This window comes from Ruminiclostridium sufflavum DSM 19573 (genome assembly GCF_003208175.1).
Lineage (GTDB): Bacteria > Bacillota > Clostridia > Acetivibrionales > DSM-1351 > Ruminiclostridium > Ruminiclostridium sufflavum.
In genome coordinates, this window is the sequence record NZ_QKMR01000014.1 from 14,803 (window position 1) to 40,378 (window position 25,576).

Sequence of the window (25,576 nt, forward strand, 5' to 3'; positions counted from 1 at the left end):
TAAAGAGCGGAGTTGTCAAGCAAATTTTAAATGCAGTTATAAAATTAATCCGTATTCCTTCAGGCTACTCTTAAGTAACTCCAAATTTTTGTCACTCATATCTACCAAAGGTAACCTGCAGTTGCCTACATTCATGCCAAGCAGATTCATTGCTGCTTTTATTGGAATAGGACTGACCTCACAAAACAGTGCTTTTACCAAATTCATGGCTTTTAACTGCAAATTTCTGCTGCCTTCAACGTCACCGGATAAATATTTTGCAACTATATCATGAGTATCCTTGGGAATAATATTAGCCATAACGGAAATTACACCTTTTGCACCCATTGAAAGAAAAGGAACAATAGTGCCGTCTTCTCCGGAATAAATAGTAATATCATCACCGCACAGGTTAACAATATCGCCTACCTGTGACAGATTACATTCTTTAATAGCAACGATATTTTCTATTTGAGACAAGGCTTTCACTGTTTCCGGTGAAATATTCAGGTTGGTTCTTGAAGGAACATTGTAAAGCACTGCAGGAATCTTTATGCTGTTGGCTATAAGCTTAAAATGTTCATATAATCCTTTTTGAGTTGTTTTGTTATAATATGGTGTAACGGTCAAAATAGCATCTGCGCCAGCCTCTTCCGCATATTTGCTAAGCTCTATGGCATGAACAGTGTGATTGCTGCCTGTACCTGCAATAACCGGTACTCTTCCTTTAACCTTTTCAACAGTATATTTAATTGCAGCCTTGTGCTCATTGTCATACATGGTGGAAGCTTCACCGGTTGTGCCGCATATGACAATCGCATCTGTTCCTTCCTTTATCTGAAACTCAATCAGTTCGGAAAGCTTCTGATAATCGGTACCTTCACTTGTAAATGGAGTAACAATAGCAACGCCTGATCCTGTAAAAATAATTGGCTTTTTCATACAAAACATCCTTTCATTAGAAATAAAAAACGCTAGCACGAGCTAACGTCTGTTTTACATACTTATGATTCATAATTTATAAATCATAATAAACAGATAGCGCTCCATCATGCAAAATGATGACAGTCACAAAGCTGTTAACCTTGTAACCAGGTATTACAAAACTTATTGGGTGAGTAATACCTTCGGCGTTTTTTCCTTTCAAAACAAATCACAAGACCCCAATAAACTTCATTGTATTTACTCTTAAAAAACGCACCTCTATCTAAGTCTATTCATTTTTCTTAATAATATCATTGGATATTGATTGTGTCAATGCTTATTTAAATTCAATAATTATTATAAAAATTCGGTTATTATTATTATATTTCAGATGTTTCATTAATGTTACATTTTTCTGACTAAGCAGGAGGTCATATAAAATCTGTCGAAAAACTATATTTGAACTGAAAAATGAATCAAAATATAGAAGGAGTCTGTTACAAATGAAGAAAATTTGCTTGCTTTTAAGCGCGATATTAATACTTATGATGCTTCCCGGCGCTAATTTTTGGGATACCGATGCAGCATCCGATTCAAACATTAAAATAGGCTTGTATTTTAAAACGACTGCCCAAAGCCAGATTGATATAAGCAGCAATAAAGGCGTTTCATTTTTTGCCTTTGATTCGATAAACAATAAGGAATACCCGGTATACAGCTCGGCCGAGGGAGAAGCAATTACCATAAGAAAAGACGGGTATTTCACTAACAGTGGTTTAAAATATACAGCCATAGTTGATGGAGCTAATACTGAAGGCGCTACAAGCGGTCCCTTTCATATAAAAATCGGTAACAGCTCCAGTACATACAAGGATGCATTGTCAATCGCTCAGGGATATACAAAAAAAGGTACAGCTTCATATCCTGTATATACTGATTCCGGCTGGAATGTCTGGACAGGCTTTTATATCAGCAGGGCTGATGCTGAAAAGGCAATAGCGGCTGTTAAGGCAAAGCTTGGGGACAGCTCATATGCTGTTATTGAAAAGGCGGATACAAGAATTTATGGTGTGAGCGGTACCGGAGAAGTAAGATTTATGTATGCTTCCGAAAAGAATCTTTTAAGAGGAAAGTCATTATCTTCTGAAACTCCAAATCCTATAAATATCGGGAGTGATAAGCTCAATTCCTATAGAGGGCAGGTTGAGTTTTACAGAAAAACAGACAGTGATATGACAATAATAAATGTTTTGCCCTTTGAAGAGTATCTATATGGTGTCGTGCCTAATGAAATGCAGGCGTCCTCCAATCCTGAGGCACTGAAGGCACAGGCAATAGCAGCCAGAACATATTCCTACAAAATGATAAACAAGCATGCCGCGTATGGGTTTAATCTTTGCACGACCACAGACTGCCATGTATACAAGGGATATGCATCTGAAAGCACTGCTACAAATAAAGCGGTGGATGATACAAAGAATATGGTGGTAACATATAACGGCAGTCTGGCGGAAACACTGTATTTTTCATCAAGCGGAGGCAGGACAGAGGCTGCAGTAAATGTATGGGGAACGGATTTTCCGTATCTTCAGAGTGTTGAGGACAAATATGAATCAGGTCAATCCTATAAATATAACTGGAGTGTAACCTATACAGTTGATGAAATCAGCAAAAAGCTGGAAAGCTATGGTGTCGGAAGGGTTACAAGCATTGAAATCACCAAATGCTCTGAAGCAGGCAGACCGGTTGAGCTTGTTATAAAGGGAACTTCAAAGCCAGAAGGAGTTGTAATAACAAAGGACAGGTGCAGAACCTTTTTAGGCTTGTACAGTCAGTGGTACACGATAAATAATAACGGTGACGGTACGGCAGATGTGAACGTCTACATAAAAAATCAAAATATGACGAAGCAAATAAATCAGCTGAAAGTAATAACTGCATCGGGAGAAACAAAAGGCTTATCCTCAGGGAAGGTAACAATAGTAGGTGCCAACGGTATCAAAACCAGTTCATCTGAAAGTCCGACAACAGCTTCCACAGGCTTTACCTTTGTGGGGAAAGGATGGGGGCATGCGGTCGGAATGAGTCAGGAAGGGGCAAAAGGATATGCGGATGCCGGCCGTACTTATGATTGGATTTTACAGCATTACTATTCAGGAACAAAAATTGAATTAAAGAAGTAGATGCAGTAAAATTAACGAAGTCAATTACTATCGGCTAAAGCCTCTTGAAGGCAAATAAAAAATACACCGTTGAAGGGTTCGGCGTATTTTTTATTTGCAACTGTTTATCTCCTGTTAAAAAACTCATTGTACAAGGAAATTACAGCTTTATGTGCTTCGTATTGTCTGACTCCGAACATCATTGTAACCTCAGAGGAGCCCTGATTTATCATTTCAAGACTGATTGAAGCCTTAGCCAATGCGGTAGTTGCTCTTGATGCTGTTCCTACGGTGTTTTTCATTCCTTCTCCTACTATTATTATCATGGCTAAGCCATGGTCTATGGAAACATCATCACAGTTCAGCTCGTTTTTGATTCTAGCCAGAATTTTTTGCTCAATGCTTGTATTTTTAATCTGGCTTTGCTTAAAGATTATAGATATATTATCTATACCTGAGGGAGTATGCTCATAGGATATACCTTCGTCCTCCAGAATCTGAAGAAGCTTTCTTCCAAAGCCTATTTCTCTGTTCATCATGAATTTGCTCACATATATACAGCAGAAGCTGTCATCGCTTGCTATGCCAACAACGTGACTGTTGGGTGAATAGTCTCTTGACAGGACTATCTTTGTCCCCGGGGCTGTCGGATTGTTTGTATTTTTTATATTTACAGGTACGCCAGCTTTAAAGACAGGTATCAAAGTATCCTCATGCAGTACCGAAAAACCTGCATAGGATAATTCTCTCATTTCCCTGTATGTTATTTCCGAAATGGCTACAGGATTGTTGACCAAACCGGGGTGAGCGGCATATACGGCATCAACATCAGTAAAATTTTCATATAAATCAACTTTTAAGGCGGCAGCTAAAATAGAACCTGTTATATCAGAACCTCCGCGTGGAAATGTGGCAACATTTCCTTCAGCCGTATAGCCGAAAAATCCCGGAAAAATAATTATTCCGTCTATGCCGCATAGCATTTTAAGATTCTCAAAGGATTCAGGCAATACCTGAGCATTTCCAAATTCACTGCTTAATAACAAGCCTGCCTGCTTAGGGCTGACATACTGAGCCTTCTTGCCGATACTGTTCAGGTATGCCGCTACTAACTTGGCACTGTTGTCCTCTCCGGCAGCCTTCATGGCATCCATAAACATTCCTTTATGACTTGTATCAAGCTTTAATCTGCCTTCCAGATCAGCTTTTATTTCATTTATAATTTCATCGCCAAGCTTTAAATCGTCAGCTATGTCTTTAAACCTCTTTACTACGGCATTAAGCTCCTCGACAGCATTACCGTCAGCCAATTGCTTCTCTGCACAGGCAATCAGCAAATCAGTAACCTTTGTATCTGATTTTTCTCTTTTACCCGGCGCAGATACTACAATAATTTTTCTATCACTATCTGAGAGAACGATATCACATACTTTTTTTATTTGTTCCGCGTTGGCTAACGACGTACCTCCAAATTTTGCAACCTTCATTTTAAATCCTCCATTCATTTTTTAAAAATTTTATGCTTGAACGGAAGTGTCCTGTTATAGTACATTAGTTACATATATAAGTAAAAGTCAGTTACTATCGGCTAAAGCCCCGTAAAGTCAAAATAAATTCAAATCCAAGCTGCGTTCAAAATTAGGCAAGGCTTGAACAGTAACTGGCTTTTGTCAATGTGCAGCAATAATGACTAAGCCTAAATATCACTAAGAAGAGACATCCTCCGGTATATTGCAGAGTGATAACATAGTGCTCAGATTCAGAGATTTCTGTTTCTCCTAAATCTGAGCCATCGGATAAATTATACAAAAAAACATTATTCATGGCAATAATTATTTGTAATATAAAGAATTATAATGTATGATAGTTAATGGTTATTTTATAATATTCAATTTTCCGGTATATGTTCATGGCATTAACGAGTTAATATTCAGTTTATATTGAATGGTATTATAGTTTATATAAAAATTAAAATGATTACATACAAATAAAGAAGCTATAGATAGTATTTCACAAAAGCAGTTGAATAAACATTATTATTGTCAGTAGAATCAGAAATGCTTTGGAGGAATTTCAGACGTGGATTTAAAGGAGTTTGATTACTATTTGCCAGAAGAGCTTATTGCTCAGCATCCGGCGGAAAAGAGGGATATGTCCAGACTGCTGGTACTGGACAAGAAGACAGGACAGACAGAACATAAGATATTTAAGGATATTGTTGACTATTTTAATGCGGGTGATTGTATTGTTCTTAATAATACCAGAGTTATTCCCGCCAGATTGCTGGGAGAAAAAGAAGGAAGCGGCGGAAAAATTGAGTTTGTTCTTTTGAAATGTGTTAAAGAGGATGACTGGGAGGTCATTCTAAGACCCGGCAGGAAGGCGAAGCCCGGTGCGAGGTTCGTTTTTGGGAATGGAGAATTGAAAGCGGAAATAATTGAGATTCTTAATGAAGGAAACAGATTAGTCAGGTTTGAATATGAAGGCGTATTTCAGGAGATACTGGACCGGGTAGGAGTAATGCCTCTGCCGCCTTATATAACCGAAAAGCCTGCAGATCCCGGCAGATATCAGACGGTATATGCAAAGCATAACGGCTCGGCAGCTGCACCGACAGCAGGGCTTCATTTTACCAAGGAGCTTTTGGAGGTTCTTGAAAGTAAAGGCATAAAAATAGTATATGTTATGCTGCATGTGGGATTGGGTACATTCAGGCCCGTTAAGGCGGAGGACATCTCACAGCATAAAATGCATTCGGAATATTATTCTATCAGTCAGGCAGCCTGTGACACTATAAACTCCGTCAGGAAAGCGGGAAATAAAGTGGTGGCTGTGGGAACGACAAGCTCAAGAGTTCTTGAAACTGTGGGCGCAAACGGAGAGCTTCATGCAAGTGAGGGCTGGACTGACATTTTTATATATCCCGGGTATAAGTTTAAAATTGTGGACAGGCTGATAACAAATTTTCATCTGCCGGAATCCACATTGATAATGCTGGTCAGTGCCCTTGCAGGACGTGAAAGTATTTTAAACGCATATTCTGAGGCGGTAAAGGAAAGATACAGCTTTTTCAGCTTTGGGGATGCAATGTTTATAAAATAAATAATTCGACTTTCAGGTTGAACCGACAGCCTTTTTATTCGGGAAAGTTGAGTAATAATATATATTGAAAGGTATTTATATGACTGCGGTTACTTACGAATTAATAAAAACATGCAAGCAAACAGGAGCAAGGCTGGGTAGAGTCCATACTCCTCACGGTTCCTTTGAAACACCGGTTTTTATGCCTGTCGGTACGCTGGCAACTGTAAAGGGAATGTCCCCGGAGGAATTAAAAGAGATTGATGCCAATATAATATTAAGTAATACTTATCACTGTTATTTGAGACCGGGGCAGGATATTGTCAGGGAAGCAGGAGGCCTTCATGGCTTTATGAATTGGGACAGGCCTATACTTACTGACAGCGGCGGATTTCAGGTGTTCAGCCTAAGCGGCCTCAGAAAAATTACCGAGGAGGGTGTTACCTTCAGGTCGCATATTGACGGTTCGAAGCACGTTTTTACTCCGGAATCGGTAATAGGGATTGAAAATGATCTGGGTGCAGACATTATTATGGCCTTTGATGAGTGTGCGCCGTATCCGGCTGAATATAATTATGTGAAGAAATCCATGGAGAGGACTACCAGATGGGCGAAACGCTGTAAGGAGGCTCATCAGGACACTGAAAGGCAGTCGCTGTTTGGAATTATTCAGGGAGGAATGTACAGGGATTTGCGCATGGAGAGCGCTCATCAGCTCAAGGAGCTTGATTTTCCGGGCTATGCCATAGGGGGGCTCAGCGTTGGTGAGCCTGCGGATATTATGTATGAGGTATTGGATTATACGGTTCCATTAATGCCTGCCGGCAAGCCGAGGTATCTGATGGGTGTCGGTTCACCCGATTATCTGATTGAGGGAGCTCTGAGGGGCATTGATATGTTCGATTGTGTGCTTCCCACCAGAATAGGCCGAAATGGTACAGTAATGACAAGTAACGGCAGAATAATTATTCGTGACGCAAAATATGCAAGAGATTTTTCAAGGCTTGATCCGGAGTGTGACTGCTATGTATGCAGAAATTATTCCAGAGCGTATATAAGACATCTGATAAAATGCGGCGAATTGCTTGGCTTAAGGCTTACAACATGGCATAACTTATATTTTTTAATTAACTTGATGAAGCAGGTCAGACAGGCTATAATGGATGATAGATTAGGCGGCTTCAGAGATGAATTTTATTATAAATACGGCTATAAAAAGGGTTGATTATACAGTAAGCTACCGCGGGAAGGCTTTAGCCTGTATTGACTATAGCCAACCCGTAAAAAGCTGAATTAAATATGAATAATACAGTTACACTGTGTTAAATAAATTTTCAGGAGGTTTTTAATTATGTCAGAACAATCAATGGCAGCGCTTGTTCAATTTGTTATACCTTTAGTACTACTTTTTGGTCTTATGTATCTTATGATTATTCGTCCGCAGAAGAAAAAAGAGAAGAAAACCAAAGAACTGCTGGACTCCTTGCAGGTTGGATGGTCCGTTATTACAATTGGCGGTATTTGCGGTAAAATCATTAATATCAAAGATGATGAGGTTACTGTTGAATCCGGTGTTGAAAAAACCAAAATTCTTATTAAGCGCTGGTCTGTAAAAGAAGTTATTAAGCCGATTGAAGGATAAAACCGGAATTGTTATATTTTGCATATACTTTGTTCTAACCGGTATACCTCAAAAATAAAATATATGGAAGACATTCTATAATATTTTTTGGAGGTATACTATGGCAGGACAGACAACCGGAATAAAAAAGTCACTTGATGAGCATGTAAATTTAATAAGGGTGGCTAAAGGAATAATTTTATCCTTTCTTATAACATTACCTTGTTTCTTTATGTTTGCATTGTTTTTGACCTACACGGATTTTCCTGAAAAATACACTTCAATAGCTGTATTTATAACTACTGTAATTAGTGTGCTGGTGGCATCGGCGTACTCAACTAAAAATGTAAAGCATAAAGGCTGGATGAACGGCTGTTTTGTGGGTTTGGTTTATGTCACAGTATTATACTTGGCCAGCAGTATTGTTGATAAAAACTTTATGCTGAATATTTCAGGGCTGCTTACATTTTGTATAGGAGCAATTGTAGGGTGTATAGGCGGCATTTTGGGAATTAATATGAAGTAGCATGTTTCTAAAAAATGGCTTTTCAAAACTATTCAAATGTGCTATAATCGGCTGAGAAAACTTATAGGAGGTATTATTTATGAAGCATGTTAAGACAATTAATGCGGCTACTTTAAAGAAAAGCCTTGCAAATGGCGGATGTGGAGAATGTCAGACTTCATGTCAATCAGCCTGCAAGACATCTTGTACAGTTGCAAATCAAAGCTGTGAAAAGAAATAATAGGTTATATTTATATTCTTGTTATGTATAAAATAAGTGAAAAGTGTTTTTGGCACTTTTCGCTTTTTATTGATGCATAAATGCATCAATAGGCATTGCATTAATAAAATACAAAATGCTTTACCTTGAGTATTTTTTCGCTGGAATATATTCTTGCGAAGATACTCTTTTATTGGTTTTTTGATTTTAAAAAATGTATCAAAGTATTTTTTTTGAAGGGCTTTAGGAGGTTCTTACTTAATGATTCACAAGTATACAATGCATAATACAAACATAGTTATGGACATAAACAGCGGAGCAGTTCATGTATTCGACGCTGCAGCATTTGATATTGTTGATTTATACAAAACGCAGACTAAAGGGCAGATTATTGAAGCCTTGTCACAAAAGTATGAGGGACAAGCTGTTTCAGATGCTTATGATGAAATTGTGGAATTAGAATCAGAAGGCTTGCTTTTTAGTGAGGATGTATATTCAGAAGCTGTTAAAAATTGGGAAAGGAAACCCGTTGTAAAAGCCCTTTGCTTACATATATGTCATGACTGCAATCTCAGGTGCAGATATTGCTTCGCTTCAACAGGAAGCTTTGGCGGTCATAGAACAATGATGGATGCTGATACCGGGAAAAGAGCTATTGATTTCCTGATAGAAAAATCAGCAGGCAGAAGGAATCTGGAGGTTGACTTTTTTGGCGGTGAGCCACTGATGAATTTTGATGTGGTGAAACAAATTGTTGATTATGCGCGAATCAGAGAAAAAGAAACCGGCAAGAATTTTAGATTTACAATTACCACTAATGCTATTTTACTCAATGAAGACAACAAAGAGTTTATAAATAAGCATATGCACAATGTTGTACTCAGTATTGACGGTCGTAAGGAGACCAATGACAGAATGAGATTCAGGGTTGATGGCTCGGGCACCTATGACAGTATTCTTCCAAAGCTGAAAGCTATGGCGGAATCAAGAAATCAGGATAATTACTATGTTAGGGGAACCTTTACAAGAGAAAACCTTGACTTTTCAAAGGATGTTCTGCATTTGGCAGATTTAGGGTTTAAGCAGATATCTGTTGAGCCTGTTGTGGCTGCAAAGGATTCTGGATATGATATACGTGAGCAGGATTTGAAGCAGCTTTTTGAGGAATATGAGTCTTTAGCCGAGGAATATGTTAAGAGAGGGAGGAATGAAGAAGGCTTTAATTTCTTCCACTTTATGATTGACCTTAAGCAGGGGCCATGTATTATCAAAAGGCTGGGTGGATGCGGTTCAGGCCATGAATATCTGGCGGTTACCCCTGAAGGGGATTTATATCCCTGCCATCAGTTTGTCGGAGATGAGAAGTTCAAAATGGGCAATGTTCATGGAGCGGAATTTAACACTGAGTTTCAAAAACATTTTCAAAAATCGAATGTTTATTCAAAAAAGGATTGTTCTGAATGTTGGGCTAAGTTTTATTGCAGCGGAGGCTGTGCTGCTAATGCATATCAATTTAATAATGACATCAATGTCCCATATAAGATAGGTTGTGAGCTTGAAAAGAAGAGAGTGGAGTGTGCAATCTGGATTAAGACTCAGGAATAATTGCTTATAGTGGCGGTTGGCTTGAAAAATACGAAGTTTATATTTCGTGCATTCATCGTTCGCTTGGCATATCAAAAGCTGCTCGCAGCTTTTTGTGGATTTGAGCAATCAAGCGAATAGTAAAAAACTGTGACCGCCGCAGCTGCTTTATTAAATTTTTGTGCCCAAGCTGGGTGTGGGGGTTATTATGATAAGAGCTTTTAAAAATATTATGCCCAGAATTCATGAAACCGCATTTATTGCATCAAATAGTACTGTTATAGGAGATGTGGTTATAGGAGCAAATTCTGCTGTGTGGTACAATGCGGTTTTGAGAGGTGATATTGACAGTATAGTGGTCGGTGATAATACCAATATTCAGGAAGGCTGTATCCTTCATTGCAAAAAAGGTTCTGCCCTGAAAATAGGTTCTGATGTTACAATCGGACATGGAGCGATATTGCACAGCTGCCATATCGGAGATAAGACTCTGGTTGGAATGGGTGCGATAGTTCTTGATGATTCTTTGATAGGAAATAACTGTTTAATAGCCGCCGGAAGTGTTGTTACTTCAAGAACAAAAATATCTGACGGAAGTCTGGTTGCCGGCAGTCCTGCAGTGGTTAAAAGAGTATTGACTGAGCAGGAAATTTTGGATATTGAAAATAATGCTAATGAGTATGTAAGTCTTTTAAAGTTATATAAATAGTTATAATTTTGAAATTGCAAGCTGAATATTTAAAAGAGTATTGTGTATTATAATGTTAAATACTTATTTTATATAACTAATTAAACAAAAAAACATTGCTTTAATTGTAAAATCTTAGCTAATTTTACGACATGTTTATTGACTAGAATTTATGATAGTTATATAATGTCGTAAGTGGAATTAATAAACAAGGGGGAATTAAACAAATGAGAGGCAAAAATGCAGTTAGGTTTTTCTCAATAATTGCTATCATCGGAATTTTAGCTTGGATAGGATTTAACGGTTCTATCTTAGGTTTTGATATACCTGGTTTTAGTGATTTCCGTCCGGGTATTGATATTTCGGGAGGAGTAGATGCAAAGCTATATGCGGTTACTGAAGATGGCAGTTTACCTTCAGCAGAGGACTTAGAAGCAGCAAAGATTACAATAGGTAAGAGATTGGATGCAAAAAATGTTTTTGACAGAGTTCTGACAATTGATACTAAAAAGGGATATGTACTTGTACAAATACCTCATAAAAGCGGCCAGGAATTTGATCCCCAGAAGTCAATTGAAGAAATAGGCGCTACCGCACTGTTAACATTCCAAGAGGTTGATGAAAGCAAAAAGGATGAATCCGGAAGCTATTTGCCGACCGGGAAAAATGTTATTGTCGGTGGTGATGTTGAAGAGGCGAAAGCTGAAATTTCACAACAGGATGGTTCATGCTATGTTGCGCTGAAGCTTAAAAAAGAAGGCGCTGCAAAGTTTTCTGAGGCCACAGAAAGACTTATCGGAAAGCCTATAGCGATATTTATGGATGACAAATTGATAAGTGCGCCGGTTGTACAGTCTCATATTACAGGCGGTGAAGCTACTATCAGCATCGGAGGGACAAACGGTTCAAAGGAGCAGAAAGCAGAAGCTACCGAGCTGGCAGGTGTTATTAAATCCGGTTCATTACCCTTTAAGCTTGAAGCCAAGCAGGTTCAGAATATCAGTCCTACACTTGGTTCAAATGCACTTACTGTATCTGTAGAGGCTCTGGTTTTTGCATTAGTTTTAATATGCCTGTATATGATATTCTACTATAGATTGCCTGGATTAATTGCAAGCATAGCATTAGTCCTTCACACTATTCTTGAGCTTTTAGCTCTGTCTTGGCTGGGAATTACAGTTACTCTGCCGGGTATTGCGGGTGTTATTCTTACGGTAGGTATGGGTGTTGATGCGAATGTAATAATATTCGAAAGAATTAAAGAAGAAATAAGAAGCGGAAAAACACTTGGTGCGGCAATTGATGTCGGATTTAAGAGAGCATTTACCGCTGTTCTTGATGGTAATGTTACTACGCTTATCGCAGGTGCAGTTCTTTGGAACTTTGGTACGGGAGCGATACAGAGTTTTGCATTGACCTTGATTATAGGCGTTATTTTAAGCTTTGTTACAGCTGTAACAGCAACAAGAATTATGCTTAAGTCCATATCCGGTCTGGAAGTGGCAAAGCACGTATGGTTATATGGTATAACCATGAGGGGAGGTAAATCAAATGCCTAATATAAACTTATACAGTAAAAGATATATTTTCTTTGTTCTATCTGTAATAATTATGGCAACAGGTATAATTACTTATTTTGTAAAAGGATTTGTATTTGATATTCAGTTTCAAGGCGGAACAGTTATTGAAATGCACGCAAATAAAGACACCTTTACTGCCAACAATGTTCAGCAGATTCAAAGTGAAGTTGCAGAGTTAGTTGAGAGCAGTATAGGTAAATCAGCCTATGTACAGAAATCAACTACTTATGATGTTAATAACAAATCTGATTTTGACGTAATAAAGATTAGTATAGGCAGTAATGAAACGCTTTCAAGCACTGAAATACAAAAAGTTGAGCAGGCAATTATAGATGAGCTGAAGCTTACTGCTGAGGATCCCGTAATAAGTGAAGAAAGTGTTGAGCCGTTTATCGGTAAGGAAATAAGCCAAAATGGTGTCAAGGCTGTTATAATTGCTGCTATTCTTATTATATTGTATATCTGGTGGAGATTTAAAATAGTATCAGGCCTTTCACTGGGTGTATTCGGTGTTGTAGGGTTATTGCATGATATAGGTGTTATGATAACAGTATACTTGATCTTCGGTATTCCGGTTAATGATTCATTTATTGCGGCAATGCTGACAATATTCGGTTATTCCATGAATGATACCATTGTAATTTATGACCGTATAAGAGAAAATACAAGATTAATGAAAAAGATTCCTTTCCCGGAGCTGGTAAATACAAGTATTATACAGACTATGAACAGATCGATAAATACAACGGTAACTGTATTGATGGCTGTAATAACTATATTTGTATTTGGTAAAATGAACGCTATAGAATCAATTACCGAGTTCAGTTTCCCTCTTATAATAGGTCTTATCAGCGGTACTTATTCTACAATATTTATAACTACTCCTTTATGGGTAATGTGGAAGGAAAGCCAGAAAAAAAGCAAGGTAAAACCGGCTAAGGCTTAATTTAGCAACAGATTATTTTTAACATAATACAAAAAAGGAAAGGGTTGCCCTTTCTTTTTTTGTATTTAATAATAAATTGCCGGTTTGAGAAGTTCCCTTGCTAAATTTTACAGCTCAAAGCTTATGAAGGTATTTTAAAAGCTGATGCAGGCAATTAAAATTTAATGCCTATTTGGCTTTTCTGATAAGAATGTCAAGAATTAATGAAGCTATCATGAATTCGGCAAAAACAAAAAAGCCATTTGTAATTAGTGTTGTTGTCATAAATTCAAATTCAATGCTAAAGTTATTGCTGGTTTTGTTAGCAGCGAATAATGCTGTACCAAGTGCAATAAAGAACAAAGCAGCCGGTGTTGCATACTTAATCATTTGCTTCGGTAATTCGGCCATGTTGCATAAAGCAATATTAAGTAAATGTATTTTTGATTTTTTCTTATTCTCACTACTACCCACGGCAAACCCCTCCCAGATAAAATGAATATAATAAATTAACGTAAATATTTAAAATAATTAGTATACATAAAATATTAACACCGGTAACCATGAAGTTCAATGTAAAAAAATGATAAAAGTGCATACTTCGACACCAAAATATTGATATAATACTAATTTTATGTAAAGTAGTCGAAATACCGAAAAACTTTTGTGTGGAATAAACGATATAAAATATTATATAATATGTACTATAATATATATAACAATATTTATAGAATTTAATTTGGAAAAATGAATAGGGGGTATTTTAAATGGAACTTGTTTGCTCAAAGAAACTTGAACTTGACGAGACGTTAGAATGCAAAAGCCGGGAGATTAACTTAGAGTACTATTTATTAGCATGTACGGTTGATGATTATTGCAGATATGGTATGCAAATAAATATGACAAGGAATTCCGGTGAGTCTGAAACCGCTATTATACGCGATGTCTTTACCTCAAGAGAAGAGATGATTAATCTCATAAAGCTGTTTCATTCCAATTCGGTTACCCCAGTAAGTGCGCTTGATATTGTTTATGACTTCATAGATTAAAACTTACTAAAGTCAATTACTATCGGCCAAAGAACCGATTCCGTCGGTCGATACTTTGGGTTTGAGGCTGAAGCTGGTTTTCAATTCAGCTTGGGCTTGTACGATTCTTCTTACCTTCAGCCTATAGTAATTAGCTTATATGATGTATAGAGAAATTACTGCATAAGGACAGTCATAAGGTTGTTTAATATATTTAATTATTTTATATCTAAAAAGTATGCTTGCAGCATACTTTTTTGTTGCCTTAAATCAAATATGTATAAAAATATTATCAAAAAAGAAGGATTCTAAATAATAATGTCGAACAAGTATTAAGTGATTTTGGTGAAAACTAAAATAATAAACAGGAGATTTGTTTATAATATTTAAATAATTAAATTATTATTGTTATTTAAAAAGATTGGAATGTAAGGCATAATGGCAAATTTTTTCCCTGAGGATTTAATAGAAGAAATAAGGGTTAATAATGATATAGTCGAAGTAATATCTGAATATGTCAAGCTTGAGAAGAAAGGAAAAAATTATTTTGGCAGATGTCCTTTTCATAATGAAAAGACAGGTTCTTTTTCTGTAGAACCGGTAAAACAGATATTTCATTGCTTTGGCTGCGGTAAAGGCGGAAATGTAATTCACTTTGTCATGTCAATTGAAAATCTGGATTTTATAGAAGCACTGAAGCTTCTTGCTGATAGGGCCAGAATACAAATTCCGGAAATGAACAAGGGAGTTCATGACGATGAAAGGGCTAAGCTTAAGAAGGAGCTTTTGCAGATAAATATAGAAGCTGCCAGATTTTTTTATAATAACTTAATTGATGAAAAGAATAGGATACCGTTTCAATATCTGGCTAAAAGAAAGATTGAAAGGCAAACTATTACCAAGTTTGGCTTAGGTTATGCCGAAGATAAATATGATACTTTATACAGGCATTTGAAAACAGCAGGCTTTAGTGATTCTTCAATATTTGCGAGCGGGCTTGTGATAATTAAAGAAGAAACTAAAAAAGTCTATGACAGGTTTAGAGGAAGAATAATGTTTCCTATTTTTGATATAAGAGGGAATGTTATTGCATTCGGAGGAAGGGTTCTGGACTCCTCACAGCCCAAATACATGAATTCTCCTGAGACTGCTGTTTATCAAAAGGGAAAACACTTATATGCAATGAATTTTGCAAAAAGTAATTGTGCAAAAAAGATTATTTTGGCCGAAGGTTATATGGATGTTATATCCTTGCATCAAAGAGGTATAATAAATGCAGTTGCTCCACTTGGAACTGCATTGACGGAAAGTCAGGGAAAGCTTTTAAAAAAATATTCAGAAGAAATAATTCTTTCTTTTGACTCTGATTCCGCAGGGCAGAAGGCAGCTCTCAGGAGTTTGGACTTGCTCAGTGATATTGGCTGCAATGCTAAAGTTTTGACTATTCCTTCAGGCAAGGATCCTGATGAGTTTATAAAAACCTATGGAGTTGATGAATTCAGAAATCTTATAGACAGCTCTAAGAGCCTGTTGGATTTCAAATTGGATATTTTGGACAGTAGGATTGATACATCGACAAATGAGGGAAAAGTTAAATTTATTGATAAAGCAGTGCTTATTTTGGATAGAATTGACAATAATGTAGAAAGAGAGCTTTACGTAAAAAAGCTGTCCAAGGATTTTGGCATTAGCGAGCAGTCCATTTATTCTGAAATGGCAAAGCGGCAAAAAAATATTGAAGGTTATGAGAGGAAGCAATTAAAGGATATTGCGGCAAATAAAAAGAATACTGTTAATAAAGGCAAGACAGCCGAGTTTAGCGAAGAACGGCTTGTTAAGATGTATTTGATGCTTCTGGCAGCTATTTGTATGGAAAACAACGTATATTTTCAGATAAAAGATGCTCTGGATATTGAAAAGATTAAAGCCGTTGAAATAAAAGAAGCATTAGTGTTTGCTTGCAATCAAATAGAAAGCAGGGCAGGTGTTTTAGTAGGCGAGATTTTGAATAAACTTTCTTCCCCTATGGCTGAGAGTTTTGCAAATATAATACAATCCCAGAGCGTTTATGAAAATAATAAAAAGGCTGCTCTGGACATTATAAAAAAAATAGACCTTTATGGTCTGGAGGCAAGAAAAGAAGAAATACTAGAAATTAAAAAAAGAAGTGATTTGTCAGAAGGAGATGTTGAGTTATTAAATCAAGAATTAGGCAGTATTGTATTAAATATAGCTATGCTGAAAAAAGGTTTATAAAAATGCTTGAAAGGAGGGGAGCGAATGAAGCATAATCAGGAGACCAGAAAAGCGATACTCAAGGATCTCATTGAAAAAGGCAAGTCAAAGGGTATGCTTACCTATAAAGAAATTACCGAAGCCTTCGATGAAATTGAAATAGAGCCGGAGCATATTGAAAAAATATATGAAACTCTTGAAAACTTGGGTATTGATGTTATTGGCGATATGGAAGCCGACTTGCAGGAGATTCAGAATTCTGATGAAGAAGAGGAGCTTGATATAAGCGTTCCTGAGGGAATAAGCATTGATGACCCTGTAAGAATGTATCTGAAAGAAATCGGTAAAGTGCCCCTTTTGACGGCAGAAGAAGAGATTGAGCTGGCTCATAGAATGGAAAATGGAGACATCGAAGCTAAAAGAAGGCTTGCGGAGGCAAATCTCAGGCTTGTGGTAAGTATTGCAAAAAGATATGTTGGAAGAGGTATGCAGTTTCTTGATTTGATTCAGGAGGGTAATCTGGGACTTATTAAAGCAGTTGAGAAGTTTGATTATAGAAGAGGTTTCAAATTCAGTACCTATGCAACATGGTGGATTAGACAGGCAATAACCAGAGCAATTGCCGATCAGGCAAGAACTATACGTATTCCGGTTCATATGGTGGAAACTATAAACAAGCTGATTAGAGTATCCAGACAGCTGCTTCAGGAATTGGGCAGAGAGCCTCAGCCTGATGAAATAGCAAAAGAGATAGGTATGTCGGTTGAAAAAGTCAGAGAAATAATGAAGATTTCACAGGAGCCTGTTTCTCTTGAGACTCCTATCGGTGAGGAAGAAGACAGCCATCTGGGCGATTTTATTCCTGATGATGATGCTCCGGCACCTGCAGAAGCTGCCGCGTTTACCTTGTTAAAGGAACAGCTTATTGATGTGCTTGACACATTGACACCACGGGAAGAGAAGGTTCTGAGACTTAGATTTGGTTTGGATGACGGAAGAGCAAGAACTCTTGAAGAGGTTGGCAAGGAGTTTAATGTCACAAGAGAACGTATTCGTCAGATTGAAGCCAAGGCTTTGAGAAAGCTGAGGCATCCCAGCAGAAGCAAGAAGCTGAAGGATTATCTGGATTGATTATTATTCGGAACCGAAATGGGTTTGAGTACCTTATGTTACTGAAGTCAATTACGGTTGAAAGCCTGAGCACGATGAAATACCGGGACAGTATGCATCGTTTTTCAGGCGGATACCGCTTTTAGCGCAGTTTTTGGTTTGTATAGCCTGAAAAATCAAAAGGATGTGTGTCTCCGTCTCCGCAATATAGAATTATTACAATACGCTAAAGCTGATTGTGGAGGCTGGCCTCAAATCCAGACTAGCAGCATTTGATACTATCGGGATGATGTAATTGTTGACGGGTATATCATTTATTTAGCGGATAGTAATTGACTTGGTAAAACAGCAATTTCTTAAAGATAGGGTAGTATAGTTTTTTGAGGTTTTTAAACATGTAAATCAGAGAAACAGAAAGTATTATTAAAAAACATATAGAGAATTGATAATAAATTCATTAAATGGTCAAATTATAGAAATTTTAGTGTTGACCAGTTGGCAGTTGGTAAGTATAATATTACTTGTGCTTGAGAGAGCAACAGGTTTTAAAGAGCATGAAAGCATTGGAAACAGTGAGTTAAGTACATTTAGTTGTGTATAAATGCACTGACAGATATAAATACACTGATGTGTATTTATATTTTAGATATTCCTCCTTAGCTCAGTCGGTAGAGCGCGTGACTGTTAATCACGATGTCGTTGGTTCAAGTCCAACAGGGGGAGCCACTTGGGCCTTTAGCTCAGTTGGTTAGAGCAACCGGCTCATAACCGGTTGGTCCGGGGTTCGAGTCCCTGAAGGCCCACCATAAAAAAAGAACACGTATTGCGTGTTCTTTTTTTATGGTGTCAAGCAGGAGGAACTCTTGCAGGCCATGGCTCCAAGGGCCTCCTGAGCAGTATGGAATCCAAAGACAAGTATATTATTGATAATTCTACTTGATTTTGTTGATAAATTCCAAATTCTGTTCTTCATCCTGCAAATCAATGCTTGTTTTCCTTATTGCAGGAATATTTGTGTTAACTCCGAAAATATCCCGTCCCAAGATATTTGTTGAAATGGGCTTCTCTATATCGCTTACTTTATGCTTCCGGTTATATGGCGGCATATGCAAAGACCTTTCTGTCAATTATTTTATATGTTTTGTCAGCTGTGAGAATTTAGCAGCCAGATATTATTATGCCCAAAATATTAATTTCTAAAGCTTTCTGAATTGATTTTATTCAGCCTTAAATCCATTTATATTTTATAGATTAAGTTGCTTATTTAATATTATTGTGTGTATAATTTACATTGGTACTACAAATGGATTCTTGAACAGCTGATTTGAAATATGGAGGATAGCTTTGAACTTAATATTAAAGGGCAGATTAAAATTATTGGCGGATAAGGTGCCAAAATGTGATGTGGCTGCCGACATAGGCACTGATCATGCGTACATACCCATTTATTTAATCCAGCAGGGTATTTGCAAAAAGGCAATAGCATCTGATGTTAGAATTGGACCGGTCAGGGTGGCAAACAAAAACATAAATTTATATAAAATGAACGACAGAATAGAAGCTAGACTTGGAAGCGGGCTGGATACCCTGTCAGAAAATGAGGCTGATGCAATAATCATTGCGGGAATGGGAGGAACACTTTTGTCCGGGCTTCTGAATGACAATGCTGAAAAGGCCTGCAAAGCTGCTTCTCTGATATTGCAGCCCATGAACGATTTGGATATGGTACGGGAATGGCTGCTTGACCATAAGTTTGATATTTATGACGAGGAATTGGCCGCCGAGGGCGAAAAGATATATTGTGTCATATCTGCAAGGTATGACGGGCAAGACAGGGATTATCAATCCTTTCAGCTCCATGTCGGCGAAAAATTGATTGAAAAAAAAGATCCGCTGCTGCCGGCTTATTGTGAAATAAGGTTAAGGCAGACAAATCGAATTTTGAGCCAGCTTGAGGCTATGGAGGATAATAAAGAGCTTTTGGGTTATTATTCTCAGCTGAAAACGGATTACATGGGCTTAATTAATAGAATACGATAATTACAAGTACAAGAAGGAGTAAAGAAACAAATGAACACAGGAGAAATACTTGATTTTATAAATGAGCTTGCACCTTTTAAATATGCTGAGGCTTGGGATAATGTGGGGTTAATGGTAGGCAGCCGTAAATGCAGTGTAAATAAAATATTGCTTTGTATGGATGTGACCGAAAAGGTTGTTGAGGAGTCAATAGACAAGGAAGCGAACCTCATAATATCTCATCACCCGTTTTTGTTTTCAAAGCTGAAATCGGTCGATTTTGACACAATGACAGGGCAGCAGATATCAAGGCTTATTAAAAACGATATTAATGTCATCAGTGCCCATACAAATCTTGACGTTGCAGAAGGCGGTGTTAATGATACCCTTGCCGAAGCAGTGGGTCTGACGGAATGCACCAATCTGAAGCCGTATATTCCTGAAGGCTTTGAAATAGACTTGGGATTGGGAAAGGCGGGACGCCTGTCCCGGGAGCTATCCTTTGACGAGTTTATCTGCAGTATAAAGAAAAAGCTTAACATTCAAAATCTGAGAATTACAGGTACCCAGCCTAAGACAGTGAGAAGGGCTGCAACCTTCTGCGGCAGCTTTGACGGTGATTTGGACAGTATACGGCAGCAGGATGTTGATGTCCTTATTACCGGAGATGTAAAGTATCATACAGCACTTGCTGCAAGAGAGCTGGGTTTGTGCGTGATTGATGCCGGACATTTTGCATCTGAGCATTTGATTGTAAATAAGCTCAAAAGCCTTTTGGAAAATAATTTCACAGGTATTGAAATATTATGCAGTACTATGGAAGGGGACCCATTTATTTTTGCTTGACTATTATAAGTTAAACATCTATAATAAGGTGGCTGATTAAGTTGTTATCAGATTACAAGTTAATAAATATATGAGTAAGCCAGATGATCGCGGATACAGCCTGAAAAGGCGTAGATGAGGAAAGTCCGGGCTCCGCAGGGCAAGGGTGCCGGGTAACTCCCGGTGAAGGTGACTTCAAGGAAAGTGCAACAGAGATATACCGCCTTACTGGCGATTTAAGCTGAAAAAAGGTTTTTCTTTCAGCTTAAATCGCCAGTAAGGTAAGGATGGAAAGGCGAGGTAAGAGCTCACCAGCGGCTTGGCGACTTGCCGGCTATGTAAACCCCACCTGGAGCAACGCCGTGGAGGGACGCAATGACTGCCCGTCAGTCCCGTGGAGGCGGCTTGAGCCATACAGAAATGTAAGGCCTAGATAGATGATCGTCTAATACAGAACCCGGCTTACAGACTTACTCATTAAATTTTAGCTCTGAGAAATCAGGGCTATTATTATGCGCAAAAACTCTATATCTTTTATAAGACCTATACTTATTATGGTATAACAATTTTGATTACAGGTTAAATATGGTATAATAATTAAAATTAGCGAAAGGTACTTTTTGTATTGCTTTATGCATTAATATAGCTTGCTTTTTCTGATGATATGATACGTTAATACCTTGCACCGGGAATCAATACCGGCATTAAGATAATTACAGGTATAGCCTTAATAAATTGACTAATTGGGAGCGTATAATGGATAAACAAAGATTTATGGAATCCTGTGAAAGGATTATAAATAAAAAAAGAGAAAAATCCGGAATAGGAACACTTGGAGAAAAAACACTGCATGCTGTTTTAAAGGATTATTTTGAGCCGTATACAGATAATCAGGAAGTTAAAATGGGTGCCTTTGTTGCCGATATAGTCTGTGAAAGCGGTATTGTTGAAATTCAGACAGGCAACTTCAATAAGCTGCGAAAAAAGCTGGAAAGCTTTTTGGAGGTGTCAGCGGTAACGGTTGTCTATCCTGTTCCTGGTACAAAATGGATTGTATGGATTGACAGCTGTACCGGAGAGGTTACAAATAAACGTAAAAGTCCTAAAAAGGGATCATTTTACGATGCTTTTCCGGAGCTGTATAAAATAAAGCCTTTTCTGACACATGAAAACTTTAAATTATGTATTGTTCTGATTGATATTGTAGAGTACCGAAATCTTGACGGCTGGAGTGCGGACGGAAAAAAAGGCTCCACACGTTGTGAGCGTATTCCTGTTGATTTAATTGATGAATTGCATATTGAGAATACAGGGGATTACATTCGGCTGATACCGGATAATATGCCACAGAGCTTTACATCAAGGGATTTTAAAAAATTATCAGGATTAAGCTTGAAAAAAGCGCAGACAGCAATAAATGTACTGCAGTATACAGGTGCAGTCAAATATATCGGAAAAGACGGACGGCTGCATTTATACGAGAAACAGTCAGAAAGGATTATATAATAGAAAAGACATATGAACAGAGGAGGGGAAAAATGAAGCACTTGGGAACCAAGGCGATAGAGACAGAAAGATTGATACTCAGAAGGTTTAATTTAAGTGATGCAAGCAATATGTACATAAACTGGGCAAGCGATGAGGAGGTTACAAGATATCTTACATGGCCTGCGCATATGAACGCGGAAGAAACAGAGATGATTATTGGCTTGTGGATTAAAGATTATGAGTCGCCAAAGACTTATCAGTGGTGTATTGAGTTAAAGGACTCGGGCGAAGCGATAGGCAGCATTAGTGCGGTTAATGTTAAGGAGGATGTCGATTCGGTGGAAATCGGTTACTGTATAGGCAGGGAATTCTGGAGAAGGGGTATAACATCCGAGGCCTTCAGTGCCGTAATTAAGTTTTTTTTCGAGGAAGTACAGGCCAGCCGTATTGAGGCGAGGCATGATTCAGAAAATCCGGGCTCCGGAAGGGTTATGGAAAAGTGCGGATTAGTCATGGAGGGAATACACAGGCAAGGATACAGGAATAATAACGGCATATGTGATTTGGTTGTATACGGACTTTTGAAGGATGAGTGGCGGCAAAGGCTGCTGCTGTAAAATTAAGAGGAAGGAAGTGAAGGCTGGTGAGATTTTTATGAACAGCCGTATATTCTCACCAAGCTAAAAATATGAAAAACGACAGATTGATGAAGCAGATAAGGTTTATCATTGAGATTGACAGGCTTAAAAAGGTATTCCGCCGGAATATTGTTATAGGTACAATAAGAAATGAGAATGACGCGGAGCATTCATGGCATCTTACCATTATGGCAATGCTTCTGTCCGAGTATTCGGCTGACAGGAATATCGATATTTTAAAGGTTATCAGGATGGTAACAGTGCATGATCTCGTTGAAATTGATGCGGGAGATACCTTTTGCTATGATGACAAAGCTAATGAAGATAAAGCCGAAAGGGAAGAAAAGGCTGCAAACAGGCTGTTTGCTATTTTGCCGGAGGATCAGTCAGAGGAGATTTTCAGCTTGTGGAGAGAGTTTGAGGAGGGAGAAACACCTGAAGCAAAATTTGCATCTTGTCTGGACAGGCTGCAGCCTCTTCTGTTAAACTATAGCACAGAAGGATATACTTGGCAGAGCCCTGAGGTCACCAGTGAAAAGGTTTTGAACCGAAACAGATTTCTGGAAAAAAATGCGCCTGAGCTTTGGGAATATGCAAAGGAAATTATTGAAGATTCAATAAATAAGGGGTTCTTACGAAGATAGAGCATACTGATTACAGAAGGAGAAAATAAAAAATGAAAATTTTATTTCAGGGACGTGCAAGCTTAAGGATAGTAACCAAAGAGAATACCGTTGTTTATGTTGATCCGTACATGGGGGACGGATACGATATACCCGCAGATATCATACTTGTAACCCACCAGCATGGGGATCATAATCAGACGGATAAGCCCGAGAAAAAGAGCGGCTGCCTGATATATCAGAACTTTGATGCATTAAAGAACGGGAAATACATGACTCTTAATTTTAAAGATTTAGTGATAGAAGCCGTACCGTCCTATAACAGGAATCATAATAAGGAGGAATGTGTAGGCTACCTTATAACCGCGGAGGGAAAGAAATTGTATATTGCCGGGGATACCTCCAAAATACCTGAAATGAATGAGCTGGCTTCCAGAAATATTGATTATGCCTTTTTACCTACTGACGGTTATTTCAACATGGGTCCGGAAGAAGCTGCCGAATGTGCAAGGATTATTTCCGCAAAGCACTGTATACCCATACATACCAGCCCTGATAAAATATACAGCAGAAGCAACGCTGAAAAATTTAATGCGGAAAACAGAATTTTGATGGACTTAAATGAAGAAATTGAAATATAAGAAGCATTCCTGTCAAACAGGCAAAAGCCTTTAAACAGTATGAGCTAGATTGCGACCGTATAGCCGGTCGTATTTTTTTATCTGCAAGGCTCCCGCCGGACTTTTGGGTTGAAGGACTTATAAACTGGTATCGGAGCGAAGAAAGGGAAGTGAGAAAATAGAGAAAAGTCGCAATATGACGAAAAAAGCAGAGAAATACTGAAATATTAGCCTGTAATCGACAATAAAGTAATAAAAAATACATTTTACAACATGCTGAATTTATGATAATATTAAATCAAGATTAAAATGTTTCTAAAATATTTTTGTGATAATTTAGAAATAATTAATTCAGATGTTGCATAATAGACGCAGCTACTGGGAAAGTTAATGCAGAAAAGTTGTAAAATTTATAAAGATACACAGCAATATTTGTACTAATATATAAATTATAAATATACCAGTAATCGTAAAAGTTTTTGAATTTTGTATGTACTAAACACTGCATTTATGTTGCCTTAGCATTTATACTTACTTTTAAAGCATTATTCGTACTCACTAAAGCGGAAAGCCCTTATGAGAAATCATAAGGGCTTTTTGCCTATAAGCAGGTAAATGAGACTGGATTATTTAATAAAATTGATATTAAAATTATTTTTTAGTATAATTAAAAAAATTGACATTCATTCCTGTTAATTAAAACACATTAAGGAGAGCATTTTGAAAAAGAAGCGAAAATATCTGATTATAATTTGTACGGGTTTACTGGTAATTATTTTGATTTGTGCCTTTTATAACGGATTGGTGGTAAACAAATTTAATATAACTGCTGAAAAGTTAAACGAAAATGAAGCAATAAGGCTTGTTTTAATTTCAGATTTACATAGTCATATTTACGGGAAAAATCAATCGAAGCTGGTTAAATTAATTGAGAGGCAGAAGCCGGATATTATAGCATTGGCGGGAGATATAGCCGATGATGAGGAAGCCTTTGAAGGCACAGAGCTATTTCTTGCCGGAATAAAAGGCATGGCTCCTGCATACTATGTGACAGGAAACCATGAGTTTTGGTCTGAGGATGTAAAGGATATAAAAGACAAAATAAAAAAATATGATGTTAATATTCTTGAGAATACGTTTGAAAGAATCCGAATAAAAAATTCAGATATAATTGTTTGCGGAATTGAGGATCCTGAGGTGGTAAAATATGAAAAACCTGATATGAATTATTATGAGGAGCTGCAAAGGCTATTTTCACAAATGCAGGATAAGCAGGGATATAAAATACTTTTGGCGCACAGGCCTGAATTAATTGAAATATATAAAAAATACAGTTTTGATTTGGTATTGTCGGGACATGCCCATGGCGGACAAATAAGAATACCATTTATATTAAATGGGCTTTTTGCTCCCAATCAAGGATGGTTTCCTGAATATGCCGGAGGTGCTTATGAATATAAATCCCTGACACATATAGTTAGCCGGGGACTTTCTTATAATCCAAGACTGCCGCGCATATTTAACCCTCCGGAGGTAGTGGTTATTGACCTTGAGGGTAAAAATAAGGTTGTCAAATGAGGAAAGTCAATTACTATGGGCTCAAAGCCTTTTAGAGAATAAAAATGAAGTAAAATATTTACATATATTAACAAATATGTTATTATATAGGGCAGATACTATTTTTACTTCCTGATATTATTTTTTTAACTTAAAATAGAGGT

The 25,576-nt window shown here is 37.5% G+C and carries 24 protein-coding genes, 2 tRNA genes, 1 other RNA gene and 1 riboswitch; of the genes, 23 read left to right on the forward strand and 4 right to left on the reverse strand.

Features of this window, described 5'->3' with window-relative positions:
• Positions 1 to 36: 36 nt before the first annotated feature.
• Positions 37 to 921, reverse strand: a complete 885-nt coding sequence (gene dapA, locus LY28_RS11875) for a 4-hydroxy-tetrahydrodipicolinate synthase (RefSeq protein ID WP_110462413.1) — start codon at positions 919 to 921, stop codon at positions 37 to 39.
• Positions 922 to 1,010: 89 nt separating this feature from the next.
• Positions 1,011 to 1,193, reverse strand: a riboswitch (Lysine riboswitch).
• 213 nt (positions 1,194 to 1,406) lie between these two features.
• Here dapA and LY28_RS11880 point away from each other — a divergent pair.
• On the forward strand, positions 1,407 to 3,086 hold the full coding sequence (locus LY28_RS11880) for a SpoIID/LytB domain-containing protein (protein WP_110462414.1): 1,680 nt from the start codon (positions 1,407 to 1,409) through the stop codon (positions 3,084 to 3,086).
• Between the two features lie 104 nt (positions 3,087 to 3,190).
• Here the strand turns inward: LY28_RS11880 and LY28_RS11885 are convergent, their stop codons facing one another.
• The gene (locus LY28_RS11885) at positions 3,191 to 4,552 is read right to left on the reverse strand and encodes an aspartate kinase (RefSeq protein WP_110462415.1); all 1,362 of its coding nucleotides are present in this window, start codon (positions 4,550 to 4,552) and stop codon (positions 3,191 to 3,193) included.
• Between the two features lie 592 nt (positions 4,553 to 5,144).
• Between LY28_RS11885 and queA the strand changes: the two genes are divergently transcribed.
• The 9 genes from queA to secF all read left to right on the forward strand — a co-directional run bounded on the left by queA (position 5,145) and on the right by secF (position 13,290).
• Positions 5,145 to 6,167, forward strand: a complete 1,023-nt coding sequence (gene queA / locus LY28_RS11890) for a tRNA preQ1(34) S-adenosylmethionine ribosyltransferase-isomerase QueA (RefSeq protein ID WP_110462416.1) — start codon at positions 5,145 to 5,147, stop codon at positions 6,165 to 6,167.
• 79 nt (positions 6,168 to 6,246) lie between these two features.
• A complete protein-coding gene (tgt, locus tag LY28_RS11895) occupies positions 6,247 to 7,371 on the forward strand; it encodes a tRNA guanosine(34) transglycosylase Tgt (protein ID WP_110462417.1) in 1,125 nt (374 codons plus the stop codon).
• Between the two features lie 126 nt (positions 7,372 to 7,497).
• Positions 7,498 to 7,788, forward strand: coding sequence for a preprotein translocase subunit YajC (gene yajC, locus LY28_RS11900; RefSeq protein ID WP_242981256.1), 291 nt, complete (start codon positions 7,498 to 7,500; stop codon positions 7,786 to 7,788).
• Positions 7,789 to 7,888: 100 nt separating this feature from the next.
• The gene (locus LY28_RS11905) at positions 7,889 to 8,293 is read left to right on the forward strand and encodes a TIGR04086 family membrane protein (protein WP_110462418.1); all 405 of its coding nucleotides are present in this window, start codon (positions 7,889 to 7,891) and stop codon (positions 8,291 to 8,293) included.
• A 79-nt stretch (positions 8,294 to 8,372) separates the two neighbouring features.
• Positions 8,373 to 8,513 carry a six-cysteine ranthipeptide SCIFF gene (gene scfA, locus LY28_RS11910; RefSeq protein ID WP_110462419.1) on the forward strand — a complete coding sequence of 47 codons (141 nt, stop codon included), beginning with the start codon at positions 8,373 to 8,375 and terminating at the stop codon, positions 8,511 to 8,513.
• Positions 8,514 to 8,753: 240 nt separating this feature from the next.
• Positions 8,754 to 10,097, forward strand: coding sequence for a thioether cross-link-forming SCIFF peptide maturase (gene scfB / locus LY28_RS11915; protein ID WP_110462420.1), 1,344 nt, complete (start codon positions 8,754 to 8,756; stop codon positions 10,095 to 10,097).
• Positions 10,098 to 10,284: 187 nt separating this feature from the next.
• Positions 10,285 to 10,785 carry a gamma carbonic anhydrase family protein gene (locus tag LY28_RS11920; RefSeq protein ID WP_110462421.1) on the forward strand — a complete coding sequence of 167 codons (501 nt, stop codon included), beginning with the start codon at positions 10,285 to 10,287 and terminating at the stop codon, positions 10,783 to 10,785.
• 206 nt (positions 10,786 to 10,991) lie between these two features.
• Complete coding sequence (secD, locus tag LY28_RS11925) at positions 10,992 to 12,323, forward strand: protein translocase subunit SecD (RefSeq protein WP_110462422.1); 1,332 nt, start codon at positions 10,992 to 10,994, stop codon at positions 12,321 to 12,323.
• Complete coding sequence (secF, locus tag LY28_RS11930; protein ID WP_110462423.1) at positions 12,316 to 13,290, forward strand: protein translocase subunit SecF; 975 nt, start codon at positions 12,316 to 12,318, stop codon at positions 13,288 to 13,290. Before secD ends, secF begins: the two co-directional genes overlap by 8 nt.
• Positions 13,291 to 13,458: 168 nt before the next feature.
• Here the strand turns inward: secF and LY28_RS11935 are convergent, their stop codons facing one another.
• A complete protein-coding gene (locus tag LY28_RS11935; RefSeq protein WP_110462424.1) occupies positions 13,459 to 13,743 on the reverse strand; it encodes a hypothetical protein in 285 nt (94 codons plus the stop codon).
• A gap of 293 nt (positions 13,744 to 14,036) precedes the next feature.
• Between LY28_RS11935 and LY28_RS11940 the strand changes: the two genes are divergently transcribed.
• The 5 genes from LY28_RS11940 to LY28_RS11960 all read left to right on the forward strand — a co-directional run bounded on the left by LY28_RS11940 (position 14,037) and on the right by LY28_RS11960 (position 18,448).
• The gene (locus LY28_RS11940) at positions 14,037 to 14,318 is read left to right on the forward strand and encodes a DUF6514 family protein (RefSeq protein ID WP_110462425.1); all 282 of its coding nucleotides are present in this window, start codon (positions 14,037 to 14,039) and stop codon (positions 14,316 to 14,318) included.
• Positions 14,319 to 14,735: 417 nt separating this feature from the next.
• On the forward strand, positions 14,736 to 16,553 hold the full coding sequence (gene dnaG, locus LY28_RS11945) for a DNA primase (protein ID WP_110462426.1): 1,818 nt from the start codon (positions 14,736 to 14,738) through the stop codon (positions 16,551 to 16,553).
• A 24-nt stretch (positions 16,554 to 16,577) separates the two neighbouring features.
• Positions 16,578 to 17,663 (forward strand): RNA polymerase sigma factor RpoD, encoded by a 1,086-nt coding sequence (rpoD, locus tag LY28_RS11950; protein WP_110462427.1) that lies wholly within the window; start codon positions 16,578 to 16,580, stop codon positions 17,661 to 17,663.
• 629 nt (positions 17,664 to 18,292) lie between these two features.
• Positions 18,293 to 18,368 (forward strand) — tRNA-Asn (locus LY28_RS11955).
• 3 nt (positions 18,369 to 18,371) lie between these two features.
• Positions 18,372 to 18,448, forward strand: a tRNA-Ile gene (locus LY28_RS11960).
• Positions 18,449 to 18,574: 126 nt separating this feature from the next.
• Here LY28_RS11960 and LY28_RS19135 read toward each other — a convergent pair.
• Entirely contained in the window at positions 18,575 to 18,748 is a 174-nt protein-coding gene (locus LY28_RS19135) for a hypothetical protein (protein ID WP_165835557.1), read from the reverse strand.
• Between the two features lie 238 nt (positions 18,749 to 18,986).
• Between LY28_RS19135 and LY28_RS11965 the strand changes: the two genes are divergently transcribed.
• The 8 genes from LY28_RS11965 (at position 18,987) to LY28_RS12000 (ending at position 25,433) form a co-directional block, all read left to right on the forward strand.
• Positions 18,987 to 19,682 (forward strand): tRNA (adenine(22)-N(1))-methyltransferase, encoded by a 696-nt coding sequence (locus LY28_RS11965; protein ID WP_110462428.1) that lies wholly within the window; start codon positions 18,987 to 18,989, stop codon positions 19,680 to 19,682.
• A gap of 30 nt (positions 19,683 to 19,712) precedes the next feature.
• Positions 19,713 to 20,507, forward strand: coding sequence for a Nif3-like dinuclear metal center hexameric protein (locus LY28_RS11970; protein ID WP_110462429.1), 795 nt, complete (start codon positions 19,713 to 19,715; stop codon positions 20,505 to 20,507).
• Positions 20,508 to 20,578: 71 nt separating this feature from the next.
• Positions 20,579 to 20,967, forward strand: an RNA gene (gene rnpB, locus LY28_RS11975) — RNase P RNA component class A.
• Between the two features lie 275 nt (positions 20,968 to 21,242).
• Complete coding sequence (locus LY28_RS11980; protein ID WP_110462430.1) at positions 21,243 to 21,992, forward strand: DUF8091 domain-containing protein; 750 nt, start codon at positions 21,243 to 21,245, stop codon at positions 21,990 to 21,992.
• Between the two features lie 32 nt (positions 21,993 to 22,024).
• Complete coding sequence (locus tag LY28_RS11985) at positions 22,025 to 22,591, forward strand: GNAT family N-acetyltransferase (RefSeq protein WP_110462431.1); 567 nt, start codon at positions 22,025 to 22,027, stop codon at positions 22,589 to 22,591.
• 71 nt (positions 22,592 to 22,662) lie between these two features.
• Positions 22,663 to 23,256: an HD domain-containing protein gene (locus LY28_RS11990; RefSeq protein ID WP_110462432.1), complete on the forward strand. Its 594-nt coding sequence runs from the start codon at positions 22,663 to 22,665 to the stop codon at positions 23,254 to 23,256.
• Positions 23,257 to 23,288: 32 nt separating this feature from the next.
• Positions 23,289 to 23,876, forward strand: coding sequence for an MBL fold metallo-hydrolase (locus LY28_RS11995; RefSeq protein ID WP_110462433.1), 588 nt, complete (start codon positions 23,289 to 23,291; stop codon positions 23,874 to 23,876).
• A 699-nt stretch (positions 23,877 to 24,575) separates the two neighbouring features.
• Positions 24,576 to 25,433 carry a metallophosphoesterase gene (locus LY28_RS12000; RefSeq protein WP_165835558.1) on the forward strand — a complete coding sequence of 286 codons (858 nt, stop codon included), beginning with the start codon at positions 24,576 to 24,578 and terminating at the stop codon, positions 25,431 to 25,433.
• Positions 25,434 to 25,576: the final 143 nt, after the last annotated feature.

What these genes read in the sequence shown, in the direction of transcription:
- scfB (WP_110462420.1), top strand. Translation starts at nt 8,754, where the DNA reads ATGATTCACAAGTATACAATGCATAATACAAACATAGTTATGGACATA.
- LY28_RS11885 (WP_110462415.1), bottom strand. Translation starts at nt 4,552, where the DNA reads ATGAAGGTTGCAAAATTTGGAGGTACGTCGTTAGCCAACGCGGAACAA.
- LY28_RS11985 (WP_110462431.1), top strand. Translation starts at nt 22,025, where the DNA reads ATGAAGCACTTGGGAACCAAGGCGATAGAGACAGAAAGATTGATACTC.
- secF (WP_110462423.1), top strand. Translation starts at nt 12,316, where the DNA reads ATGCCTAATATAAACTTATACAGTAAAAGATATATTTTCTTTGTTCTA.
- LY28_RS11940 (WP_110462425.1), top strand. Translation starts at nt 14,037, where the DNA reads ATGGAACTTGTTTGCTCAAAGAAACTTGAACTTGACGAGACGTTAGAA.
- LY28_RS11920 (WP_110462421.1), top strand. Translation starts at nt 10,285, where the DNA reads ATGATAAGAGCTTTTAAAAATATTATGCCCAGAATTCATGAAACCGCA.
- LY28_RS11905 (WP_110462418.1), top strand. Translation starts at nt 7,889, where the DNA reads ATGGCAGGACAGACAACCGGAATAAAAAAGTCACTTGATGAGCATGTA.
- LY28_RS11990 (WP_110462432.1), top strand. Translation starts at nt 22,663, where the DNA reads ATGAAAAACGACAGATTGATGAAGCAGATAAGGTTTATCATTGAGATT.
- LY28_RS19135 (WP_165835557.1), bottom strand. Translation starts at nt 18,748, where the DNA reads ATGCCGCCATATAACCGGAAGCATAAAGTAAGCGATATAGAGAAGCCC.
- tgt (WP_110462417.1), top strand. Translation starts at nt 6,247, where the DNA reads ATGACTGCGGTTACTTACGAATTAATAAAAACATGCAAGCAAACAGGA.
- LY28_RS11995 (WP_110462433.1), top strand. Translation starts at nt 23,289, where the DNA reads ATGAAAATTTTATTTCAGGGACGTGCAAGCTTAAGGATAGTAACCAAA.
- rpoD (WP_110462427.1), top strand. Translation starts at nt 16,578, where the DNA reads ATGAAGCATAATCAGGAGACCAGAAAAGCGATACTCAAGGATCTCATT.
- LY28_RS11970 (WP_110462429.1), top strand. Translation starts at nt 19,713, where the DNA reads ATGAACACAGGAGAAATACTTGATTTTATAAATGAGCTTGCACCTTTT.
- scfA (WP_110462419.1), top strand. Translation starts at nt 8,373, where the DNA reads ATGAAGCATGTTAAGACAATTAATGCGGCTACTTTAAAGAAAAGCCTT.
- LY28_RS11880 (WP_110462414.1), top strand. Translation starts at nt 1,407, where the DNA reads ATGAAGAAAATTTGCTTGCTTTTAAGCGCGATATTAATACTTATGATG.
- LY28_RS11980 (WP_110462430.1), top strand. Translation starts at nt 21,243, where the DNA reads ATGGATAAACAAAGATTTATGGAATCCTGTGAAAGGATTATAAATAAA.
- yajC (WP_242981256.1), top strand. Translation starts at nt 7,498, where the DNA reads ATGTCAGAACAATCAATGGCAGCGCTTGTTCAATTTGTTATACCTTTA.
- dnaG (WP_110462426.1), top strand. Translation starts at nt 14,736, where the DNA reads ATGGCAAATTTTTTCCCTGAGGATTTAATAGAAGAAATAAGGGTTAAT.
- dapA (WP_110462413.1), bottom strand. Translation starts at nt 921, where the DNA reads ATGAAAAAGCCAATTATTTTTACAGGATCAGGCGTTGCTATTGTTACT.
- secD (WP_110462422.1), top strand. Translation starts at nt 10,992, where the DNA reads ATGAGAGGCAAAAATGCAGTTAGGTTTTTCTCAATAATTGCTATCATC.